The following is an 18775-nucleotide window of genomic DNA, read 5'->3' as shown; positions in this document are numbered from 1 at the left end:
AGGGGGACGCCATGCCGTCCGAGTCCGTGCACATCCGTCCGGCCGTGGCGCTGCGCGCCGTGGAGTCCTTTCTGCTGCGCGGCGGGCAGCAGACAGCCCGCCGTAACGCCTGGGCAGCCGTCGTCGAGGACCGCCGCAGGGCCCGGGACCGGCGGGAGGCGCAGCACGAGATGGACGCCCTTGTGAGCGCCGCACGGGGAAGCGCCCTCAACGACTGAGCGGGCACCCCCCTCGCGTATCCTGAGCGGCATGGCGAGGAAGGAAACACCCGAGAACCCCGAGAATTCTGGACGACTGAAGCAGATCGTCCAGACCTACAAGATGACCAGGCAGGCCGACCCCAAGGTCGGGCTTGTCGTTGCGGCTGTGGGAATCGTCACCTTCGGTGTCATCCTCGCCCTCGGCTTCTTGATCGGTCACCCCATCTACGCAGGCATCCTTGGCTTCCTGCTGGCCTTCCTCGCGATGGCGGTCATCTTCGGCCGCCGGGCCGAGAAGGCCGCGTTCGGGCAGCTCGAAGGCAAGCCGGGCGCCGCCGCGGCCGTTCTGCAGAATGTCGGACGCGGCTGGACCGTCACCCCGGCCGTCGCGATGAACAAGAGCCAGGACGTGGTGCACCGCGCCGTCGGCAAGGCCGGTGTCGTCCTGATCGGTGAAGGCAACCCGAACCGTGTGAAGGGCCTGCTGGCCGCCGAGAAGAAGAAGGTCAACCGGGTCGTCTTCGACGTGCCGGTGCACGACTTCATCGTCGGCAACGGCCCGGACGAGCTGTCGCTGAAGAAGGTGCGCACCACGCTGCTGAAGCTGCCGCGCGTGCTGTCCGGCCCGAAGACGACCGAGGTGAACGACCGGCTGCGGGCGCTCGGGGATCTGATGAGCAACATGCCGATCCCGAAGGGCCCGATGCCCAAGGGGATGCGGATGCCGAAGGGCCGCTAGGCGGTCGGGCTCGGAGGTCGTTGTACGAAGGGGGTCCGGGGACAGCGTCCCCGGACCCCCTTTTCTGCGCCTTCTTCTGCGTCCCGGCTGGGTCAGATCCGTACCTGTACGGACTTGGCGGCCTTGTCGTGCAGGCCGCGGGTGTCGCGGTCCCAGATGACGGCGGGGACGACGAGCAGCAGCAGCGCCGTACGGATGACGACGGCGACGGCTCCCAGACGGCCGCCGTCGAGGCGTACGACGCGCAGGCCCATCAGCCGCTTGCCCAAGGTGGTGCCGACGGTCAGCAGCAGGACGACGCTGACCACGCCGAAGACGACGAGTGTCCAGGTATTGGACTTGCCGGCGTCACGGTGCGCGATCAGGCCGTATGCGATCAGCAGGCAGAGGAACCAGTCGATGAAGAGCGCCACGACGCGGCGCCCCACCGGCGCGATGGAACCCGGCCCGTTCTCCGGCAGTCCGAGGCGCTGCCCGCGGTAGCCGAACTCCACGCCCATCTGCTCGGCGGCGGCACCCGGGCCCGACAGCCACGATCCGATTGCATCCCTGTTGTCCACCCGACCACGGTAACCCGGCGCCGTCCGCGGCCCTACAGCGCGGTCGCGGACGGGGACTTCCGGACGCCCACCCGTACGGCGCTGCCCGGGTGCCGCCCCGGCGTCGCGGTTAACGCCTCGGAAACAAATGGGTCATGCTGGAGAAATCCCTGATCCCTATGGTCGGGGCAGTGTGCGCCACCGCACTGGCGCGCCTCGAGTTGTCAACCCGACCCGTGGGGCCGGGCCTAGGAGGAGTGGGATGTTCCAGAACGCCGACGACGTCAACCGGTTCATTACGGACGAGGACGTCAAGTTCGTCGACGTCCGGTTCTGTGACCTGCCCGGCGTCATGCAGCACTTCACGGTCCCGGTCTCGACGTTCGACCCGACCGATGAGCTTGCTTTCGACGGCTCGTCGATCCGCGGCTTCCAGGCCATCCACGAGTCGGACATGGCGCTGCGCGCCGACCTCTCGACGGCCCGCGTGGACCCGTTCCGCCGGGACAAGACGCTCAACATCAACTTCTTCATCCACGACCCGATCACCGGCGAGGCGTACAGCCGTGACCCGCGGAACGTGGCGAAGAAGGCCGAGGCGTACCTCGCCTCCACCGGCGTCGCCGACACCGCGTACTTCGGCCCCGAGGCCGAGTTCTACGTCTTCGACAGCGTCCGCTTCCAGACGTCGGCGAACGAGTCCTTCTACCACATCGACTCCGAGGCCGCGGCCTGGAACACCGGTGCGGTCGAGGACAACCGCGGCTACAAGGTCCGTTACAAGGGCGGCTACTTCCCGGCCCCGCCGGTCGACCACTTCGCCGACCTGCGCGCCGAGATCTCCCTCCAGTTGGAGGCCTCCGGCCTCCAGGTCGAGCGCCAGCACCACGAGGTGGGCACCGCGGGCCAGGCGGAGATCAACTACAAGTTCAACACGCTGCTCGCCGCGGCCGACGACCTGATGCTCTTCAAGTACATCGTGAAGAACGTCGCGTGGCGCAACAACAAGACCGCGACCTTCATGCCCAAGCCGATCTTCGGTGACAACGGCTCCGGCATGCACGTCCACCAGTCGCTGTGGCAGGGCGGCACGCCGCTCTTCTACGACGAGCAGGGTTACGCGGGCCTGTCCGACATCGCCCGCTACTACATCGGCGGCATCCTCAAGCACGCGCCGTCGCTGCTCGCCTTCACCAACCCGACGGTGAACTCGTACCACCGCCTGGTCCCCGGCTTCGAGGCCCCGGTCAACCTGGTCTACTCGCAGCGCAACCGGTCCGCCGCGATGCGCATCCCGATCACGGGTTCCAACCCGAAGGCCAAGCGCGTCGAGTTCCGCGCCCCGGACCCGTCCTCGAACCCGTACCTCGCCTTCTCCGCCCTCCTCCTCGCGGGCCTCGACGGCGTCAAGAACAAGATCGAGCCCGCCGAGCCGATCGACAAGGACCTCTACGAGCTCGCCCCCGAGGAGCACGCGGGCGTCCCCCAGGTCCCCACCTCCCTCCCCGCCGTCCTCGACGCCCTCGAGGCCGACAACGAGTACCTCCAGGCCGGCGGCGTCTTCACCTCCGACCTGATCGACACCTGGATCGACTACAAGCGCACCGCCGAAATCGCCCCGATCCAGCTCCGCCCGCACCCCCACGAGTTCGAGCTGTACTTCGACATCTAAGCCCGGGCTGCCGCCCCGTGCGGCAACCCCCACCAGATGCACCGGAGCCCCGCCACCTCCCTCCCGGAGCGTGACGGGGCTCCCTCGCGTCGGCGGTGGGATCGATCCCCGGGACAGCTCCCGTCAGGCCGGAGAAGGCCAGGTGGCTGCGAGGATGACGCCCGCGTGGGCATCGGGCCGCGCTGCCCGTGGTCGGCCGGGTGGCTTCTGCTGATGGTGGTGTGTGCGAGGGGCGTCGGTTATTCGCCGGTGGCGCCGTCGATGGCCTCGCGGAGGAGATCGGCGTGGCCGAGGTGGCGGGCGTACTCCTCGATCACGTGCTCGAGGACGAAGCGCACGTCGGCGGCGCCGAATTCCGGGTTCGGCATGATGCGGGTGAGGTCGGCGGTCACCTTCGTGAAGAGCTGCCGCGACTCCTCGCACGACGTCAGGTAGTCCTCGTAGACGTCCTCGGCGGACGTGGCGTCCGACTCGTCGTACCACTCGTCGCCGTCGGGGGTGGTGTAGGTCCGGTAGGGGAAGAAGCGAGGCGCGGTGTCGGCCAAGGTCCGCTGGAACCAGGCACGTTCGACTCCTTGCAGGTGGCGCATGAGCCCCAGCAGCGTCAACGCCGAGGATCGCAGGGGGCGTTGGCGCAGTTGGGCGTCCGAGAGGCCCTCGCACTTCCACAGGAAGGTCGCCCGGTGGTAGTCGAGATTCGAGGCGATCACCTCCAGCCAGGAGCCTGACAGCACGCGGTCGGGCCGGACGATGTTCTGCACCACGATGTCGCTCACGCTGGGGTCTCCCTACCGGTCGTGCTCGGCCGAGTTCGTACGTCCCCAGGAAGACCTCACCGCGTGCCGGAACTCATCGCCCGCCCGCGATTCGAGGAGAGGCGGCCAGGAGCGCGCCGCCGATCTCCACCGCGAGACCGGCGGAAGGCTCAGTCCGCGTCCGTGTCCGCTGTTTCGCTGGGCGTCGGCGGCTTCTTCTCGTCGACGGCTTCGCTGTATGAGGCCAGTACCTCGTCCATCACCTCGTCCTCCAGGGTCTCCCTCTGGTAGAGCGTCTTGTCCTCGGCGGGGGTGGTGCCCGGCTCATCCGTCATGACCTTCGCATGTCCGCGACGACGAGGTTGATACCGACCAAGGCCGCCTCCGATCCGCGGGAGACGCTCCGTAGGGGGCTCCCCACGCCGCCGGACACGGTCCGTGGCGGCGGGGTGGGGTTGGGGGGAAGGCGGGCGAGGGGGTGTATACCGTGTATACAATGGGGTGGGGCTTCTGGCCCATGGGTTTGAACTGATGACGGAAGGCAGGCACGTCAGCATGCTCACCACGGATTCCATTCTCGGATCGGCCACATGGATCGACATCGCGGCGAAGGACACGGTGGCCGCGGCCGGGTTCTACGGGGCGGTGTTCGACTGGACGTTCCACCCGGCGGGGCCTGACGCCGGGAGTTACGGGACCTTGCAGAAGGACGGGAAGATCGTGGCGGCGCTGGGGCCGCTGGTGGACGAGGGGGCGACCCCGGCGTGGACGGTGTACTTCGAGACGCCGGACGTGGAGGCCACCGCGAAGGCGGTCGCGCAGGCCGGTGGGGCGGTGCGGGCCGAGCCGTTCGACGCGCGGGACGCGGCGCGGATGGCAGCGGTCACCGATCCGGGCGGGGCGGAATTCGCGCTCTTCCAGCCGAAGGCGCTGAAGGGGCTGGAGACCACGTCGGTGTACGGGTCGCTGGGGTGGGTCGAGCTCCAGACGGCGGACCCGGCCGCGGCGCTGGAGTTCTACCGCGGGCTGTTCGGCTGGCGGGGGGCGGACACGCAGGTGGGTGACGCGCCGTACACGTTCGTCTCGACCTCGGAGGGCGACCAGGGGAACACGGCCTTCGGCGGCATCACGGCCGCGCAGGAGGGTGTGAGCCCGCGCTGGGTGCCGTACTTCGACGTGGCGGACGCGGACGACATCGTCACCCGCGTCCAGGGCGCGGGCGGGACGGTGCTGGTGCCGACCGTGGACGTGCCGGGCATCGGCCGGATCGCCTGGTTCGCCGACCCCTCGGGCGCGACCTTCGCCGTACTCCAGCCCGCCTGATCCCGGCTGTCCCGCGCCGCCCCGGGGCCGTACGCCCCGGGGCGGCGGTCTGTCCGGGGCGGGTCGGGCGGCGGCAGGGCAGACTGGGGGTATGCCTGAATTGCCGGAGGTCGAGTCCCTGAGCAGGTTCCTGGCCGAGCAGCTGGTCGGCCGTACGGTCGAGCGGGTGTACCCGGTCGCCGTGCACGCGCTCAAGACGTACGACCCGCCGATCGGAGCGCTGGAGGGGCGGACCTTCGACGCCGTGGGGCGGCACGGCAAATTCCTCGACCTCACGGCCGGGGAGCTGCACCTCGTGATCCACTTGGCGCGGGCCGGGTGGGTGCGGTGGACGGAGAAGATGGCGGACGCGCCGCCGCGCCCCGGCAAAGGACCGCTGGCACTGCGCGTACGGCTCGCCCCGGCAGGGGGAAACGGGGACGGGGCCGGAAGCGACACCGAAACCGACGCCGGAAGCGGGGCCGGAACGACTGGCGGCGAGGGAACCGGCTTCGACGTCACCGAGGCCGGTACCCAGAAGGGCCTCGCGGTCTACGTCGTACGGGACCCGCTGGACGTTCCGGGCGTCGCACGCCTCGGCCCCGACCCCTTCGCCGCCGGCTTCACTCTCGCGGCCTTCACCGAACTGCTGGCGGGCAAGCGCAGCCAGATCAAGGGCGTGCTGCGCGACCAGAGCGTGATCGCCGGGATCGGGAACGCGTACTCCGACGAGATCCTGCACGCGGCGCGCATGTCGCCGTACAAGCTGGCCGCCACGCTCACCGAGGACGAGGTGGCCACGCTCTACGACGCGGTCGGTACGACGCTGGCCGACGCCGTCGAGCGGTCGCGCGGGCTGCCGCTGCGCGATCTGAAGTCGGAGAAGAAGAGCGGGCTGCGGGTGCACGGGCGCAAGGGCGAGCCGTGTCCGGTGTGCGGGGACACGATCCGCGAGGTGTCCTTCAGCAACTCGGCGATGCAGTACTGCCCGACGTGCCAGACCGGCGGCAAGCCGCTGGCGGACCGGCGGATGTCCCGGCTGCTCAAGTAGGCGCACACGTGAGCTCGCGCGACCACTCCACCAGTCGCTCAGGCAGGCGCTCAAACAGGCGCTCAGGCGCTTGCCCAAGCGGCCGGTCAACTGGCGCCGCACGGGCCCGCGTCGAGGTCTCGCCCGCTCAAGTGCGGTACGCCCCGCTCCGGTTCGGCGGACGCCGGGGTTCCGAGTTGGTTGACCGGTGACGTTAACCGTTGGTAGCGTAATGAGGCAAAAATGTGATCACCTGCTACCGGGCGTGGGCTCCTGCCATGCCAGGTGGATACCAGGGGAGTACCAGGTGTGATCGAACGCGATGGGGAACGCTCAGGCCCGTAAGTGCTCCCGCAGTCGCCCTCGTTGGCCATTTTCGGCCAATCGGGGTGGCGTCGCGTTGTGGAAAGGCGCCCGCTCGGGGGCAGGCCGCCGATGTGGTTCTTACTCGGAAGAGACACGGGCGGATTTATGACTTCGGAAATTCTCCACCATTCGCGTCGCATGCCGTTTCCCGCGCGGCTCCGCGTGGTGTTGTTCATGGAGGACCAGATCCTGCGCCTCGGGGTGCAGGCGATCATGTCGGGTCTCGCGACCGGTGTGGAGACGTACTTCGCGGCGAACGAGTTCGACTTCATCGGCAAGGTGCGCGAACACGCCCCCGATGTGGCGGTGTTGACCGCGACCAACCGGCGGCTGTGGACGGTCGTCGGGGAAGCCGGGAGCGCCGGGGCGACCGGAAGGGTCGGGGCCGCCGGGGGTGTCGGGAGCGCCGGGGGCGAGAACCCGTCACCACGGCTGCTGTTGGTGATCGAGCAGCATCAGACGGGGGACCTGGCGGGGCTGCCCGCCGACGGTTATCTGATCCGGCAGGACCTGTCGGCGGCCGGAATGGCCCGCGCCCTCGACCAGTTGGCGGCCGGGGAGATGGCGATTCCGGTGGAGCTGGGCCGCAGCCTCATCCAACAGGCGGCGGCAGCGGCCCCGGTGAAGCGGCGCGGGGCGCTGACGTCACGTGAGAACGAGACGCTGGTGCTGCTGGTGCGCGGCCTGAGCAACAAGCAGATCGGCAGGCGCCTGTTGATCTCCGAGCACGGCGCCAAACGGCTGGTGAGCAGCGTCCTGCTGAAGCTCGACGCCACGAACCGGACCAGCGCCGTCGTCAAGGCGATCAGGATGGGGCTGGTCGACGAGGCGACGCTGGCGGACACCGCGAACTGACGGCTGCGCCCGCCCGCGTGAGACGTGAGCCCGTACGGACAGGGGCCGTACGGGCGCGGGCGGCGCTACGGCCACGGGCGGCGCGGGCGCGGGCCGTACGAGCGGAGACGGCACCAGCACCGGCACCGGCACCGGCACCGACCAAACGAGCGGCGGCCGTACGCGCCCACCTCGCCCGGCCGCAGGCCCCAACGGCTCACCTCACGCGCCCACCGCGAACACCCGCGTAAATTCCGTTGAACATTCGGCGTACGAGGCGGCCAACCCCGCCGTACCGCCCGGGCGCGCGGCTAGTGTCAGCGGCCGTGACCTCCGTTCCCGACATCGACGACGGCGCCGGGACCTCCGCGCGGCCGGCCCCCGGAACCGACCGGGCGCCGGGCCTGGACGCCCGCCCGGAAGCGGTCCCGACGCCCCGCGGCCCCGACGCAGCCGACCGCGAAGGCGACCACGACCGCGACCGCGACCGCACGACCACCCCCTACCCCCTCCCCGTCCGCCTCGCCGCGGCCCTCCTCGGCCTCGCCGCCGTCGCCGCCATGTGCTGGAGCGGGCTCAACCACGACGTGCGGTACGTCCTCGGCGGCATGCGGGCGAGCGGGCGCGGCGGGATTCCGGCGTCCGGCACCTTCGTGCACCGGCCGCTCGCGTACCGCTGGCCGCTGTCGTGGCTCGACCACCTCACCGCCGGGCCGGTCGCCGTGCGCGAGGCGTCGATACGGCTGCTGGTGATCGTCGTCGCGGCGGCCGTCGTGTGGTGGCTGCGCCAGGGCCTCGCCCGCCATCTGCCGCGCCGCGAGGCGAACGCGGTGGCGGGAGCCCTGGGGCTCGCGCTGCTCTTCGCGCCCGCCTGGGACTTCCTCCAGCCGGAGTGGGTGGCCGTGCTGTGCGCGGTGGCCGGTCTCGCCTCCGCGCTCGCGCCGCGCCGCACCTGGGTGGCCGTCGGCCTCGGCGGCGTGCTGGTCGCGCTCGCGGTGCTGGTGAAGTACACGACCGCGCCCACGGCGCTGCTGCCGCTGGGCGCGCTCCTCGTCCTGGACCGGAGGCGCGGCTGGCTGACCACGGCAGCCGCCGCCGTCGCCGCCCCCGCGGGCTTCGCGCTGGCGATCCTCGTGCAGCCGCGCGAGTGGCGCTGGTTCAACGAACTGTCGGCGCTGAACCCCAACACCCCTTTGCAGAACGGCCTGCACTCCGCCGACGTGCACGCGCTGATCACCACGGTCGGCACCGAGGCGCTGATGAACCCGGTGGTGGCGCTGCTGCCCGCCGCCGTGGTGCTGCTCGCGCGCGGCAGCGCGTCCCGCGCCGCCCGCTGGGCGTGGCCGCTGCTGACGGCGGCCGGGGTCGCGGGCGTGCTGGCCGCGCTGGTGGTGCAGGGGCAGTGGTTCCAGTACCACCTGGCCGCGCTCCCGGTGCTGGCCGCCGCCCTGTGCGGTCTCGCCGTCGCCCGCCGCCCCGACCTGCCGCTGCTCGCCGGGGCCCTGCTGCTCGGCGTCGCCGTCCCCCTGATCGCCGGGCAGTCCTGGAACTGGCGGCACGCGCACGAGACGGCCGCGTACACGCTGGTCTCGGCGGTCGTCGTGGCGACGCTGCTCACGGCCTCGCTGCACGGGCGAGCACGGGTACCGGCACGGGCACGGGTACGCGTACGGGCACGGGTACGCGGACAGGTGCCGGTACGCGCCCCCTCCCCCGGCCTCCTCCTCCGCTCCGTCCCGGCCCTCGCCCTGCTCCTCGCGCTGGCGATCCCGGTGTGGCCGACGACGCCGTACTCGTACGACACCCGGCACTCGACCTTCACCTCGCTCGAACGCGCCGACACCCGGCACGAGTTGACCCGGTGGCTGACCGGCGTCCGGCACCGAATCGGCGCGGACACCCCCGTCACGTACCTGGCGTTCGGCGACATCGGCTATCTGCTCGGCAACCCGACGCACTGCCGCTACCCGACGCCCGACTTCCTCCAACGCACGCGCTACGACCGGTCGATCACCAGTCAGGTCAGCTACCGCGAGAATCTGCGCTGCCTGAGCGACCCCGCCTCGCGCTACGCCGTGCTCGACACCTTCTGGTTCCCGCTGGGCCAGGTCGCGCCCGAGGCGGCGGACACGATCCGCGGCCGGTTCGACTGCCACCGGCCCGTCGCCGCCCTGCCCGCCTACCACTTGGTGATCTGCCCGCGCCGCTGACCCGCTGTCGGCGGCCCGGACCGGGGGTTGTCCCCACCGGGCGTTCGGGTGACAGCTCCATCGATCATGGTGCGCGGCGCGGGTTGGATGGACGCAGTCCGCACGGGGCGGGCCCGAGTCGTCCAACGGGGAGCCGTCATGAGGGTGTCGTTGTCGGGGAAGCGCACGATCGTGGCGGCGTGGTCGGTGGCACTGGCCGCGTCCGCGCTGGCGGCGGTGCCCGCGCACGGCTCGGGCGGCCGACACCACTACGGGCAGGGGGACTTGCGCGGCGACCTGGCCGCGGTGCGGGCCGCGGGGGACGGCCAGGTCAATGTCGTGGCGCGGGTCGACACCCCGGACGGGCCGCTGCGGGCGCGGTTCGGCACGGCGGGACGCGGCTCCAAGGAACCCGTCCCGTGGGAGCCGGAATTCCGCGCGGCGAGCACCACCAAGACCTTCACGGCGGTCGTGGTGCTCCAACTGGCCGCCGAGGGCAAGCTGTCGCTGGACGACACCGTCGAGCACTGGCTGCCCGGCGTGGTGCGCGGCCACGGCAACGACGGCTCGCGGATCACGGTGCGGGACCTGCTGCGGCAGACCAGCGGGCTCTACGACTACGTGGCCGACCCGTCCGTCCAGGACCGGCTCTTCCACCACTTCGACGAGAACCGCTACGACGTGACGCCCGCCCCGCAGCTCGTCGCCCTCGCGATGAGCCATCCGCCGCTGTTCACACCGGGACCGGCGGGTACGGCCCGGCAGTGGGCGTACTCCAACACCAACTACCTGCTGGCCGCGATGATCGCGGAGGAGGCGAACGATAGGGTGGAGCGGACGGCGGGCGGATCGGGCGCCACCTGGCGGGAGTTGGTCGAGCACCGCGTCATCGCGAAGCTGGGGCTGCGGCACACGTACATCCCCGGCGACAATCCGTTCCTGGTCGGGCCGCACGAGCGGGTGACCGTGGACGCTCCCGGCGGCGGGGTGCTCGACGCGACCGAGCTGAGCTTCCAGCACACGGCGGACTCCGGGGTGGTGAGCACGCCGGGCGACCTCAACGCCTTCTTCCGGGCGCTCGCGACCGGCGAGTTGCTGCCCGCCGAGCAGTGGCGGGAGATGCGCGAGACGGTGCCGTACGACGATCTGCCGGTGCCGCCGTCCGGCAGGCAGGGCGGTTACGGGCTCGGGCTGCGGGTGGTCCCGCTGAGCTGCGGCGGCGTCTCCTACCTGCACGAGGGCGACGGTTTCGGCGTGTACACCCGGCCCGCCGTGAGCGCCGACGGCCGCCGCGCGGTGACGGTGTCGGTGACCACCACCACCGCGCTGATCGACCAGGACAAGGTCAATCGCGCGGTGGAGGCGCTCACCGACGACGCGCTGTGCGACCGTCAGGCGCCGTGACCCGCGCCGACGGCATCACGAACGGCGCGGGTCGCACTCCGGTCAGGCGCTGTAGACCTCCAGTTCGGAGAGCTGCCCGGCGGGCCAGCCGGTGTTGGCGGTGAAGTTCAGCCGCACGTAGCGCGCGGTGACCGCCGACGGCAGGTTGATCGTCACGGAGTTCCCCGACGCGGGGTTGAACGTGTAGTTCTGCGCGGGGATCTGGGTGGTCAGCGGGACGCTGGGGCCGGCCTGTACGGAGATGGTCTGGGAGCGGGTGCTCCAGGCGGTGGGCGGCGGCAGCTTGAGCACCAGCCGCTTGACGGTGGTGGTGAGGCCGAGGTCGACCTGGATCCACTGCGGGAAGGCGTTGTTGTTGCTCTCCCAGTACGAGTTGGGGTCGCCGTCGACCACGTTGCCCGAGCCGTAGACCTGGGTGTGGCTGCTCTCCGAAGTGGCCTTGCCCAGGGCGAGGTTGGTGCCCGGCGGCACGGTCGTCGCGTCGGTGGTGACGCTGACCTGGTTGGACGCGGGGGACACGTTGCCCGCCGCGTCGAGGGCCTGGACGGTGAAGGTGTAGGCGGTGGACGGGCTGAGCCCGGTGACGGTGGCGGTCGTGGCGTTGCCCGCCGCGCTGCCCGCCTGGGTGCTGGTGGAGCCGGTGACCCGCATGATCCGGTAGCCGGTGACGCCGACGTTGTCGGTCGAGGCGGTCCAGGCCAGCGCGGCGGTGGTGTCGGTGTGCCCGGTGACGTGCAGCGTGCCGGGCGCGGTCGGCGGTACGGTGTCGCCGCCGCCGGAGACCAGCGGCTGGGTGGGGCGGACCGCGGTGAGGGCGATCTGGCCCTTGAGCATCTTGCCGCCGTCGCCGGTCAGCCGCAGGTAGTAGTCCGAGGAGCAGGCCGTACCGTCCTCGTCCAGCGCCAGGAAGCCGGAGTTGGTGGGCGTCCACGCCTGGGACTCGGCGGTCTTGGCGATCTGGTTGCCCTCGTTGTACTCGTCGAACATCGAGATGTAGATGCCCTGCACCCCGGCCCGGCAGACGTTGTAGAACTGCCGCCACATGAAGTCGCCGTGCGCGCGCTGCCGTCCGGAGACGTCACCGGGCAGAACGCACGGCTGGTAGTCGATGCCGTGCGCGGCGCAGTCGGCCTCGTCGCCGACGGTGTAGGTGTTGTAGGCGTTGTCGGAGTCGCCCACGTTGCCGATCGCGCCGACCATCCACGGCGAGATCATGTTGAACGCGTGGTAGACGTCCGAGTAGCCGGTACGGGTGCCCGCGCCGCCGGTGCGCCACTCGCGCGGCACCCCGCCGATGACGTAACAGCCCTGTCCCTTGAACCAGTTGATGACGTCGATGCAGGCGTCGGTGCTGAACGGGTGGTTGTTGTCGTTGAAGCCGAAGCCCCAGATGCAGACGACCGGCTTGCCGTTCTGCGTCGCGTACGCCGAGGAGGCCGTGTGGGCCTTCATCTTGTTGGTCCAGTCCGTCTTGATCTCGGACTGCATGTTCGTCCAGCCGGTGACGTCGTACATGATGTAGAACTTCCGGCTGTGCGACTCGGCGGCGCTGCGCACCTTGGTGGCCATCGCGTCGCGTGTCGGGCCTTCGCCGCCGGTGGGGTTGAAGCGCTGGAGCGCGGCGGTGTCGATGCCGTACTGCTGCATCCACTGGAAGTGCGTGTCGACGGTCTGCTGGTCGTAGGACGAGAAGAGCGTCGCGGGCTGGCCGTTGCCGAGGGCGGCGTATCCCGTCTGGTAGGTGTGGGTGTACTCGCGCATGTCCGGCCAGCTACTGATGCCGGTGTTGGACGGTGACGGGGTCTGGCCCCAGTTCTGCGTCCAGTGCCACCAGCCGTTGATCGGGGCGCCGTCGCCGATGCAGGCGAACCAGCCCTGATAGCCGACCGTGACCTTCCCGACCACGTCTCCCGGCCCGCTGGCCGCTGTCGCGCTGCCCGCGGCGGCGGTCTCCGCGACACCTAGGGTTCCTGCCGCAGTGGCCGCTATGGCGGCTTGCAGGAAGACCCGGCGTGTGACACCCATCTGGACTCCTCCGATCGGCTGTCAACTCCCGCCGCCCGCGCGGCCGTCGGGCACTCGGGTGAGTGCTCGGGCGAGTGCTCTGCGGCAGGGGCCGGAAGTCTGGTGCGGGGGATCGTAACGACAGGGTTACGTGAGCGCAATAGATCGCGCAGCAGGCGAAATAATTGACAGAGATGACGCAAGAACCGTTCTGTCGTGGTTTTCGGTGGTGCCGCGCGGGATGGGCGCAAAGGTTCACAAGATTGGAACCGGGATCTCAGCGGAATCCAAGAAACGATTCATACGGTCCTCCGCATGGATGACGAACAGACGTCCGGCGGAGCTGGGGGTGACGCCGGGAGCGGGGCCGGAGACGTGGCCGGAGACCTGGCCGCGGACACAGCCAGGGACGATGCCGGGACCGAGACGGGGAGCGGGGCCGCCGCGCACTGGTGGACCCGGCGGCCCCTCGTGGTGTCCACCACGACACTCGCGGTGATCGCGGTGCTGACGCTGGCCACCGTCATCCAGTCGCCGTCCGCGCGGGCCGGGGCGGACGGAAAGGCGACCAGCGGCGCGACGGACAAGGCGTCCCCCTCCCCCGCCCCCACCACCGCGAAGCCCTTCACCCCGGCGCAGGCGCCCTCGACCACCACGCCCTCGACCACCACGCCGCCGACCACCACGCCGCCCTCCCCCTCGGCCGCTCCCCCGCAGAAGACGACGGCCACACCCGCGCGGGACACCCAGGCCGAACTGCGCGCGGCGATCAAGGCCCTGTCCGACACCGGCTCCGGGCACTTCTCGGTCGCCGTGACCGAACTGGGCGGGGACAGCGACGACAGCGGCAGCACGGTCGCCACGTACGACAGCGGCGACACGACGGCGTACGACACCGCGAGCATCGTCAAGGTCGACATCCTGGCGGCGCTGCTGCTCCGGCATCAGCGCGCGGGCACCCAACTGACCTCCGAGCAACGCGACTTGGCCACCGACATGATCGAGCAGAGCGACAACGACGCGGCGCTCGCGCTGTGGGAGGCCATCGGCGGCGGGCCGGGGCTGGCGTCCGCCAACGCCTCGCTCGGCCTGAGCCACACCACCCCCGGCAGCGGCGAATTGTGGGGCCTGACCCAGACCACCGCCGCCGACCAGATCACCCTGCTGCGCGCGGTCTACGGCGACGGCGACGACTCCCCGCTCAGCGCCGCCTCACGCGACTACATCTCGGACCTGATGCACGCGGTCACCGCCGACCAGCGGTGGGGCGTGTCGGCGGCCGACTCCGACGGCGGCGACTACGCGCTGAAGAACGGCTGGCTGCCGCGGAGCGCCACCGGCCTGTGGGACGTCAACAGCATCGGGAAGGTCGAGCACGACGGCCATACGCTGCTGGTCGCGGTGCTCTCCGGCGGCCATGTGTCGGAGCAGGACGGGATCGCGCTGGTGGAACGGGTCGCGGAGGCGGCGGCGAAGGCCGTGACGTAAGGAGAAGGCCCGTCCCGTAGGAAGCCAGGAAGCCGCCCAGGGGTGCCCGGGACTCCGGCGCTCAGGCCGCCGACCAGGCGATGACCGGCGGTACGACGCGGGCGCACAGCGGGTGCCCCTCGGGGTCGGTGAGGCCGAGGCGCCCGGTGAGCCGCCCGGACCGTACGGCGGCGGCGAGCACGTCCGGCTCGACGGCTTCGAGCAGCAGCTTGGCGCGGCGGAACACCGCGAAGGACCCGTCCGCGCCGACCCCGCCCCACGACAGATAGACGAAGCGCCCGCCCGGCCCGCCCTGCACGTAAGGGCCGGTCAGCTCGGTGCCGTCCGCGACCGTCCGCGCGACGCACTCCAGCGTCCATACGGCGCGGTCCGCGTCGCCGGGGGTCGGGTCGAGCAACTCCCCCGGTTTCGCGCGCCGTTGAACGGCGACGTGGATGTCCGTGTATCCGGGGAAGCCGGGGGCGGCGGCGCAGGCGCGACCGGGAAGGCCGGTGCCTTCGATGCGGAGCGTGACGGGCGTGGAGGTGCCGGGCGTCGCTGGGGCCATGCGGTCATTCTGGCATTTCGCGCATCCGGCCGGACGGGTTTGTCAGTTTGGATTGACGCGACATCGCGCGTCAGCCTAGCCTGACACCCATGGATACCAACAGTGTCTCCGCGGCCGTGAACTCGGACGACCCCGCGGTCGGCCTGCGGGCCGTCGGCGCGCTGCACCGGCTCGCCGAACAGGTCGAGGCCGCGCATGTGGCGCTGGCCCGCCGGAAGGGCTGGTCGTGGGAGCAGATCGGCGACGCCCTCGGGGTGTCGCGTCAGTCGGTGCACGCGAAGTACGGAAAGTGAGGCCCCCGATGCCGGAGAACACCGCTCACGCCCGGTTCAAGCTCGTCATGGAGCAGGCGGGCGAGGAGGCCGCCCGGCGCGGCGACCGCCGGATCGGCACCGATCACCTGCTGCTCGCGCTGCTCCGCGACGAGTCCGCCCAGCCCGCCCGCGCCCTCGGCGTCACCCTCGCCGAGGGGCACGCGGCCCTCGAAGCGCTCGACCGGGCCGCCCTCGGCTCGCTCGGCATCCACCTCGACATCCCCCTCGCCCCGCCGCCGGTCCGCGGCCGGCGGCGTATCACCCTCAATTCGGCCGCCCGCGCGACCGTCGTCGCCGCCAAGCGCGAGGCCGAGCGCGAGCGGCGCGGACGCCGTATCGAGCCCCGCCATCTGCTGCTCGCGCTCCTGCCCGCCCCGCACCCCGACCCCGCCGCGACGCTGCTCAGCGCCCTGGACCTTGACCCGGCCACCGTCCGCGAACGCCTGGCGGGCTGCTGAGCCCACCGCCGCCGGGCGGTCCTACGCCTCCGCCGGAGCCAGATCGTGCGGCGCGATGCCCAGGACCCGGTGGAGTTCGCGCTCGCCGAGCGCCGTGACCTTCACCGCGCGGCCGGTGCCGATACGGGTGGCCCAGGCGCGGGTGAGGACGAGGCGGCAGAGTTCGGCGCCCGCGGTGCCGCCCAGGTGGGGGCGCCGCTCGGTCCAGTCGAGACAGGGACGGGCCAGCGGGCGGCGGGACGAGGGCGGCCCGGACAGATCCGCGCCGAGGCCGGTGAACCAGGCCACGCCGTCGTCGGTGAGGGCGAAGCCGGTGTCCTGCCGGAGCAGGCCGTTGCCGGTCAGCGCGTCGGTGAGGGCCACGCCCAGCCGGCCGGCGAGGTGGTCGTAGCACGTACGGCCGCGCGCCATCGCCCGGCCCGCGCTGTGCGCCCGCAGCCCGGCGCCGGTGGTCCGGGGTACGGCGACAGCCACCCGTTCCGCCATGTCCTCGACGAATCGGGCCGCTTCGGGGCCGGCCAGGCGTACGTAACGGTGCCGCCCCTGGTGTTCGCGGACCAGCAGCCCGCCGTCGACCAGGCGGGTCAGGTGCTCGCTCATGGTGGACGGCGCGACCCCGCAGTGCCGGGCCAGCTCCCCGCTGGTCCAGGCCCGCTTGTCCAGCAGCGCCAGGCAGACCGCGGCCCTGGTCTCGTCGGCCAGGAGCGCGGCGAGGGCCGCGAGCCGGGGGACGGCGGGGTCGGCGAGCGCGGGCGTACGGGGGTCGCCGGTCCTCGGCGCCCCCAGGGTCCTGGTGCGGGTGGCCATGTCCCCATCCTCGCCCCGCGACGTTTCGGCGGCCACCGAAAGGCCGGGGGCGGGAGGGCGCGGGGTCCGAGGCGCTACGGGGACGGGCGTCGGCACGGGGACGGGGGTGGATACGGGGTTGGGCGTCAGTACGGGGACGGGCCTCGGTGCGGGTTCGACCGTCGGTACGGGAACGGGCGTCGGTACGGGGACGGGCGTCGGCGGGAACCGTCCTTCGGCCCCGAGCCCGGACCCGCGCAACGGACGGCGGGCCCGGGCCGGTTGGACCGGGCTGCTCGTGTGACGAGGCGTCAGCCGGTGGGCGCGGCCACGTCGATGAGCACCTTGCCGATGACGCTGTCCTCCACCGCCTGGTGGGCTCGGGCGGTCTCGGCGAGCGGGAAGCGGTGGAAGGGCAGCCCGGCGTCGGGGCCCGCGTGGAGGGCGTCGTCGGCGACGGCGGCCGTGACCGCCGCGACGGCGTGGGCCTTGGCGGCGGGCGGGACCGTGTAGACCAGGACGCCCTGCCAGCGGAGGTTGAGCGCCATGGAGGGGCGGACCGGCACGGTGGCCGAGGCGTCGTCGTCGGCGTAGAAGGCGATGACGGCGTCGGGGGCGGCGACGGCCCGGTCGAGGGCGGCGTTGGCGGCCGGGGCGACCTCGACCACGATGTCGACGCCGTCCGGGGCGATCCGGCGGATCTCGGCGGCGGCGTCCTGGGCGCGGTAGTCCACGACGTGATGGGCTCCCGCGGCCCGCGCGAGGTCGCCCTTGGCGGGTCCGCTGACCGTGCTGACGACGGTGGCCCCGGCCCAGCGGGCGAGCTGGATCGCGGCGTTGCCGACGGCGCCCGCGCCGCCCGCGACCAGGACCGTACATCCGTCGAGGGCGCCGGGGGCGAGGCGCTCGGGGCCGCCGTCCGCGACGGTGAGGGCGCGGTGCGCGGTGAGGGCGGGGATGCCGAGGCTCGCGCCGAGGTCGAAGGACGCGTGGTCGGGCAGGGCGACGGCCTGGCCCGCGGGCAGCGCCACGTACTCCTGCGCGGTGCCGTCCGCGCGGCCGTACGCGGCCTCCCAGATCCAGACGCGCTCGCCGATCCGCGTCTCGGGGACGCCGGAGCCGACCGCGTCGATGACGCCGGAGCCGTCCTGGTTCGGCACCTGCGCCGAGGCGGGGGCGGTGTTGCGCCGCGACTTCCAGTCCGTCGGGTTGACGCCGGAGACGTGGACGCGGACCCGTACCTCGCCGGGTCCCGGCTCCGGGACCGGGCGCTCGGTGAGCGTGAGGACGTCGGGGCCGCCGTTGCTGGTGTAAGTGATCGCCTTCATGCCGCGTACAAGTGACGTGCCCGCCCGTTTCTTCCCCGTGGCCGGAATCCACTGGTCCATTTGATCCGCCCGCCGCGTAAATCCCGGTGCCCGCCGGGCCGCCGGGTGATCCTTGGCCGCAAAGCACCGGCCAGGCCGACCCTGGCCGGGACCACCGGCCGGGCTGCCCCCTGGCCGCGGCTATGAGGCGGCCGGGACTTCCCCGGCCGCGACCACCGGCACGACCTGGAGCGCCCATGACCACTCCGGATTCCCCCGTCGACCGCACCGGCACCTTCTACGAGGCGGTCGGCGGCAGTGACGCCCTGCGCCGCCTCATCGACAGCTTCTACGAGCAGGTCCTCGTCGATCCGCTCCTCGCCCCGGTCTTCGTGCACTTCACCCGGGCCCATGTCGACCATGTCGTCGTCTGGCTCACGGAGGTCTTCGGCGGCCCCGCCGAGTACACCGCCCGCCTCGGCGGCCACCAGGCCCTGCTCTCCCAGCACCTGGACCTGCGGATCACCGAGGAACAGCGGGCGCGCTGGGTGGAGTTGATGCTCGCGACCGCCGTGAAGGAGCTGCCCGCCGACGCGTTGCTGCGGCAGCGCTTCACCGAGTACATCGAGTGGGGCACGCGGATCGCCATGTCGGTCTCCCACCAGGAGAGTTCCGATCTCGGCGACCCCGGTCCCGTACCGCACTGGGGCTGGGACGGGCTGGCGCGGTAGCCCGGGTATTCCGTGAGTAAAAATTCGTCGCCGCCGGCTCCGGCGGGCATATTCGGAATAGCCCCGTCCGAAATTCTCCCCGGCGGGAATCGGCAGGTGGACGTTTGCGC

19 protein-coding genes are annotated in these 18775 nt (G+C 71.8%); 12 read left to right on the top strand and 7 right to left on the bottom strand.

Translation table 11 applies throughout. The features are described 5' to 3' along the window. Nucleotides 1–11 precede the first annotated feature (11 nt). Nucleotides 12–218, top strand: coding sequence for a hypothetical protein (locus ACFZAM_RS07745; protein ID WP_355334353.1), 207 nt, complete (start codon nt 12–14; stop codon nt 216–218). Nucleotides 219–249: 31 nt separating this feature from the next. Next, the gene (locus tag ACFZAM_RS07740; protein WP_355334356.1) at nt 250–939 is read left to right on the top strand and encodes a DUF4191 domain-containing protein; all 690 of its coding nucleotides are present in this window, start codon (nt 250–252) and stop codon (nt 937–939) included. Between the two features lie 92 nt (nt 940–1031). On the opposite strand, the gene ACFZAM_RS07735 is transcribed toward ACFZAM_RS07740, so the two are convergent. Then, nucleotides 1032–1499 carry an RDD family protein gene (locus ACFZAM_RS07735; protein ID WP_188283232.1) on the bottom strand — a complete coding sequence of 156 codons (468 nt, stop codon included), beginning with the start codon at nt 1497–1499 and terminating at the stop codon, nt 1032–1034. 241 nt (nt 1500–1740) lie between these two features. Here ACFZAM_RS07735 and glnA point away from each other — a divergent pair, with 241 nt between their 5' ends. Further along, a complete protein-coding gene (gene glnA / locus ACFZAM_RS07730; protein ID WP_188283233.1) occupies nt 1741–3150 on the top strand; it encodes a type I glutamate--ammonia ligase in 1410 nt (469 codons plus the stop codon). A 239-nt stretch (nt 3151–3389) separates the two neighbouring features. Here glnA and ACFZAM_RS07725 read toward each other — a convergent pair whose 3' ends face one another. After that, nucleotides 3390–3926, bottom strand: coding sequence for a DUF664 domain-containing protein (locus ACFZAM_RS07725; RefSeq protein ID WP_391043827.1), 537 nt, complete (start codon nt 3924–3926; stop codon nt 3390–3392). 149 nt (nt 3927–4075) lie between these two features. Beyond that, nucleotides 4076–4240, bottom strand: a complete 165-nt coding sequence (locus ACFZAM_RS07720; protein WP_391043825.1) for a hypothetical protein — start codon at nt 4238–4240, stop codon at nt 4076–4078. 196 nt (nt 4241–4436) lie between these two features. Between ACFZAM_RS07720 and ACFZAM_RS07715 the strand changes: the two genes are divergently transcribed. The 5 genes from ACFZAM_RS07715 to ACFZAM_RS07695 all read left to right on the top strand — a co-directional run bounded on the left by ACFZAM_RS07715 (nt 4437) and on the right by ACFZAM_RS07695 (nt 11030). Then, a complete protein-coding gene (locus ACFZAM_RS07715) occupies nt 4437–5228 on the top strand; it encodes a VOC family protein (protein WP_355334365.1) in 792 nt (263 codons plus the stop codon). Between the two features lie 91 nt (nt 5229–5319). Continuing rightward, entirely contained in the window at nt 5320–6258 is a 939-nt protein-coding gene (locus ACFZAM_RS07710; protein WP_391043822.1) for a DNA-formamidopyrimidine glycosylase family protein, read from the top strand. Between the two features lie 519 nt (nt 6259–6777). Continuing rightward, complete coding sequence (locus tag ACFZAM_RS07705; RefSeq protein WP_391043821.1) at nt 6778–7458, top strand: LuxR C-terminal-related transcriptional regulator; 681 nt, start codon at nt 6778–6780, stop codon at nt 7456–7458. Nucleotides 7459–7763: 305 nt separating this feature from the next. Then, on the top strand, nt 7764–9647 hold the full coding sequence (locus ACFZAM_RS07700; protein ID WP_391043819.1) for a hypothetical protein: 1884 nt from the start codon (nt 7764–7766) through the stop codon (nt 9645–9647). 138 nt (nt 9648–9785) lie between these two features. Further along, entirely contained in the window at nt 9786–11030 is a 1245-nt protein-coding gene (locus ACFZAM_RS07695; protein WP_391043817.1) for a serine hydrolase, read from the top strand. A gap of 42 nt (nt 11031–11072) precedes the next feature. Here the strand turns inward: ACFZAM_RS07695 and ACFZAM_RS07690 are convergent, their stop codons facing one another. Further along, nucleotides 11073–13055, bottom strand: a complete 1983-nt coding sequence (locus ACFZAM_RS07690) for a discoidin domain-containing protein (RefSeq protein WP_391043815.1) — start codon at nt 13053–13055, stop codon at nt 11073–11075. A gap of 294 nt (nt 13056–13349) precedes the next feature. Between ACFZAM_RS07690 and ACFZAM_RS07685 the strand changes: the two genes are divergently transcribed. Beyond that, nucleotides 13350–14522, top strand: coding sequence for a serine hydrolase (locus ACFZAM_RS07685; RefSeq protein WP_391043813.1), 1173 nt, complete (start codon nt 13350–13352; stop codon nt 14520–14522). A gap of 61 nt (nt 14523–14583) precedes the next feature. Here the strand turns inward: ACFZAM_RS07685 and ACFZAM_RS07680 are convergent, their stop codons facing one another. Continuing rightward, nucleotides 14584–15069: a DUF5990 family protein gene (locus ACFZAM_RS07680; RefSeq protein ID WP_391043810.1), complete on the bottom strand. Its 486-nt coding sequence runs from the start codon at nt 15067–15069 to the stop codon at nt 14584–14586. Nucleotides 15070–15158: 89 nt separating this feature from the next. Here ACFZAM_RS07680 and ACFZAM_RS07675 point away from each other — a divergent pair, with 89 nt between their 5' ends. Together ACFZAM_RS07675 and ACFZAM_RS07670 are read left to right on the top strand one after the other, a co-directional pair. Next, entirely contained in the window at nt 15159–15362 is a 204-nt protein-coding gene (locus tag ACFZAM_RS07675) for a helix-turn-helix domain-containing protein (RefSeq protein WP_355334380.1), read from the top strand. Between the two features lie 8 nt (nt 15363–15370). After that, nucleotides 15371–15841, top strand: coding sequence for a Clp protease N-terminal domain-containing protein (locus ACFZAM_RS07670; protein ID WP_355334382.1), 471 nt, complete (start codon nt 15371–15373; stop codon nt 15839–15841). A gap of 21 nt (nt 15842–15862) precedes the next feature. Here the strand turns inward: ACFZAM_RS07670 and ACFZAM_RS07665 are convergent, their stop codons facing one another. Both ACFZAM_RS07665 and ACFZAM_RS07660 read right to left on the bottom strand, forming a co-directional pair. Next, nucleotides 15863–16648, bottom strand: a complete 786-nt coding sequence (locus ACFZAM_RS07665; RefSeq protein ID WP_391043805.1) for a helix-turn-helix domain-containing protein — start codon at nt 16646–16648, stop codon at nt 15863–15865. A 290-nt stretch (nt 16649–16938) separates the two neighbouring features. Then, nucleotides 16939–17955, bottom strand: coding sequence for a zinc-binding dehydrogenase (locus tag ACFZAM_RS07660; protein ID WP_391043803.1), 1017 nt, complete (start codon nt 17953–17955; stop codon nt 16939–16941). A 236-nt stretch (nt 17956–18191) separates the two neighbouring features. On the opposite strand from ACFZAM_RS07660, the gene ACFZAM_RS07655 reads away from it, so the two are divergent. Further along, on the top strand, nt 18192–18665 hold the full coding sequence (locus tag ACFZAM_RS07655) for a group II truncated hemoglobin (protein ID WP_391043801.1): 474 nt from the start codon (nt 18192–18194) through the stop codon (nt 18663–18665). The last annotated feature ends 110 nt before the right edge of the window (nt 18666–18775 follow it).

Origin of the sequence: Streptomyces sp. NPDC008079 (genome assembly GCF_042957385.1) — a bacterium.
GTDB lineage: Bacteria > Actinomycetota > Actinomycetes > Streptomycetales > Streptomycetaceae > Actinacidiphila.
Note: the sequence above shows the minus strand (reverse complement) of the source record. Positions and strands in the feature narration are given on the sequence as shown.

What these genes read in the sequence shown, in the direction of transcription:
- ACFZAM_RS07655 (WP_391043801.1), top strand. Translation starts at nt 18,192, where the DNA reads ATGACCACTCCGGATTCCCCCGTCGACCGCACCGGCACCTTCTACGAG.
- ACFZAM_RS07720 (WP_391043825.1), bottom strand. Translation starts at nt 4,240, where the DNA reads ATGACGGATGAGCCGGGCACCACCCCCGCCGAGGACAAGACGCTCTAC.
- glnA (WP_188283233.1), top strand. Translation starts at nt 1,741, where the DNA reads ATGTTCCAGAACGCCGACGACGTCAACCGGTTCATTACGGACGAGGAC.
- ACFZAM_RS07690 (WP_391043815.1), bottom strand. Translation starts at nt 13,055, where the DNA reads ATGGGTGTCACACGCCGGGTCTTCCTGCAAGCCGCCATAGCGGCCACT.
- ACFZAM_RS07675 (WP_355334380.1), top strand. Translation starts at nt 15,159, where the DNA reads ATGGATACCAACAGTGTCTCCGCGGCCGTGAACTCGGACGACCCCGCG.
- ACFZAM_RS07685 (WP_391043813.1), top strand. Translation starts at nt 13,350, where the DNA reads ATGGATGACGAACAGACGTCCGGCGGAGCTGGGGGTGACGCCGGGAGC.
- ACFZAM_RS07710 (WP_391043822.1), top strand. Translation starts at nt 5,320, where the DNA reads ATGCCTGAATTGCCGGAGGTCGAGTCCCTGAGCAGGTTCCTGGCCGAG.
- ACFZAM_RS07665 (WP_391043805.1), bottom strand. Translation starts at nt 16,648, where the DNA reads ATGGCCACCCGCACCAGGACCCTGGGGGCGCCGAGGACCGGCGACCCC.
- ACFZAM_RS07695 (WP_391043817.1), top strand. Translation starts at nt 9,786, where the DNA reads ATGAGGGTGTCGTTGTCGGGGAAGCGCACGATCGTGGCGGCGTGGTCG.
- ACFZAM_RS07740 (WP_355334356.1), top strand. Translation starts at nt 250, where the DNA reads ATGGCGAGGAAGGAAACACCCGAGAACCCCGAGAATTCTGGACGACTG.
- ACFZAM_RS07670 (WP_355334382.1), top strand. Translation starts at nt 15,371, where the DNA reads ATGCCGGAGAACACCGCTCACGCCCGGTTCAAGCTCGTCATGGAGCAG.
- ACFZAM_RS07745 (WP_355334353.1), top strand. Translation starts at nt 12, where the DNA reads ATGCCGTCCGAGTCCGTGCACATCCGTCCGGCCGTGGCGCTGCGCGCC.
- ACFZAM_RS07705 (WP_391043821.1), top strand. Translation starts at nt 6,778, where the DNA reads ATGGAGGACCAGATCCTGCGCCTCGGGGTGCAGGCGATCATGTCGGGT.
- ACFZAM_RS07660 (WP_391043803.1), bottom strand. Translation starts at nt 17,955, where the DNA reads ATGAAGGCGATCACTTACACCAGCAACGGCGGCCCCGACGTCCTCACG.
- ACFZAM_RS07680 (WP_391043810.1), bottom strand. Translation starts at nt 15,069, where the DNA reads ATGGCCCCAGCGACGCCCGGCACCTCCACGCCCGTCACGCTCCGCATC.
- ACFZAM_RS07715 (WP_355334365.1), top strand. Translation starts at nt 4,437, where the DNA reads ATGACGGAAGGCAGGCACGTCAGCATGCTCACCACGGATTCCATTCTC.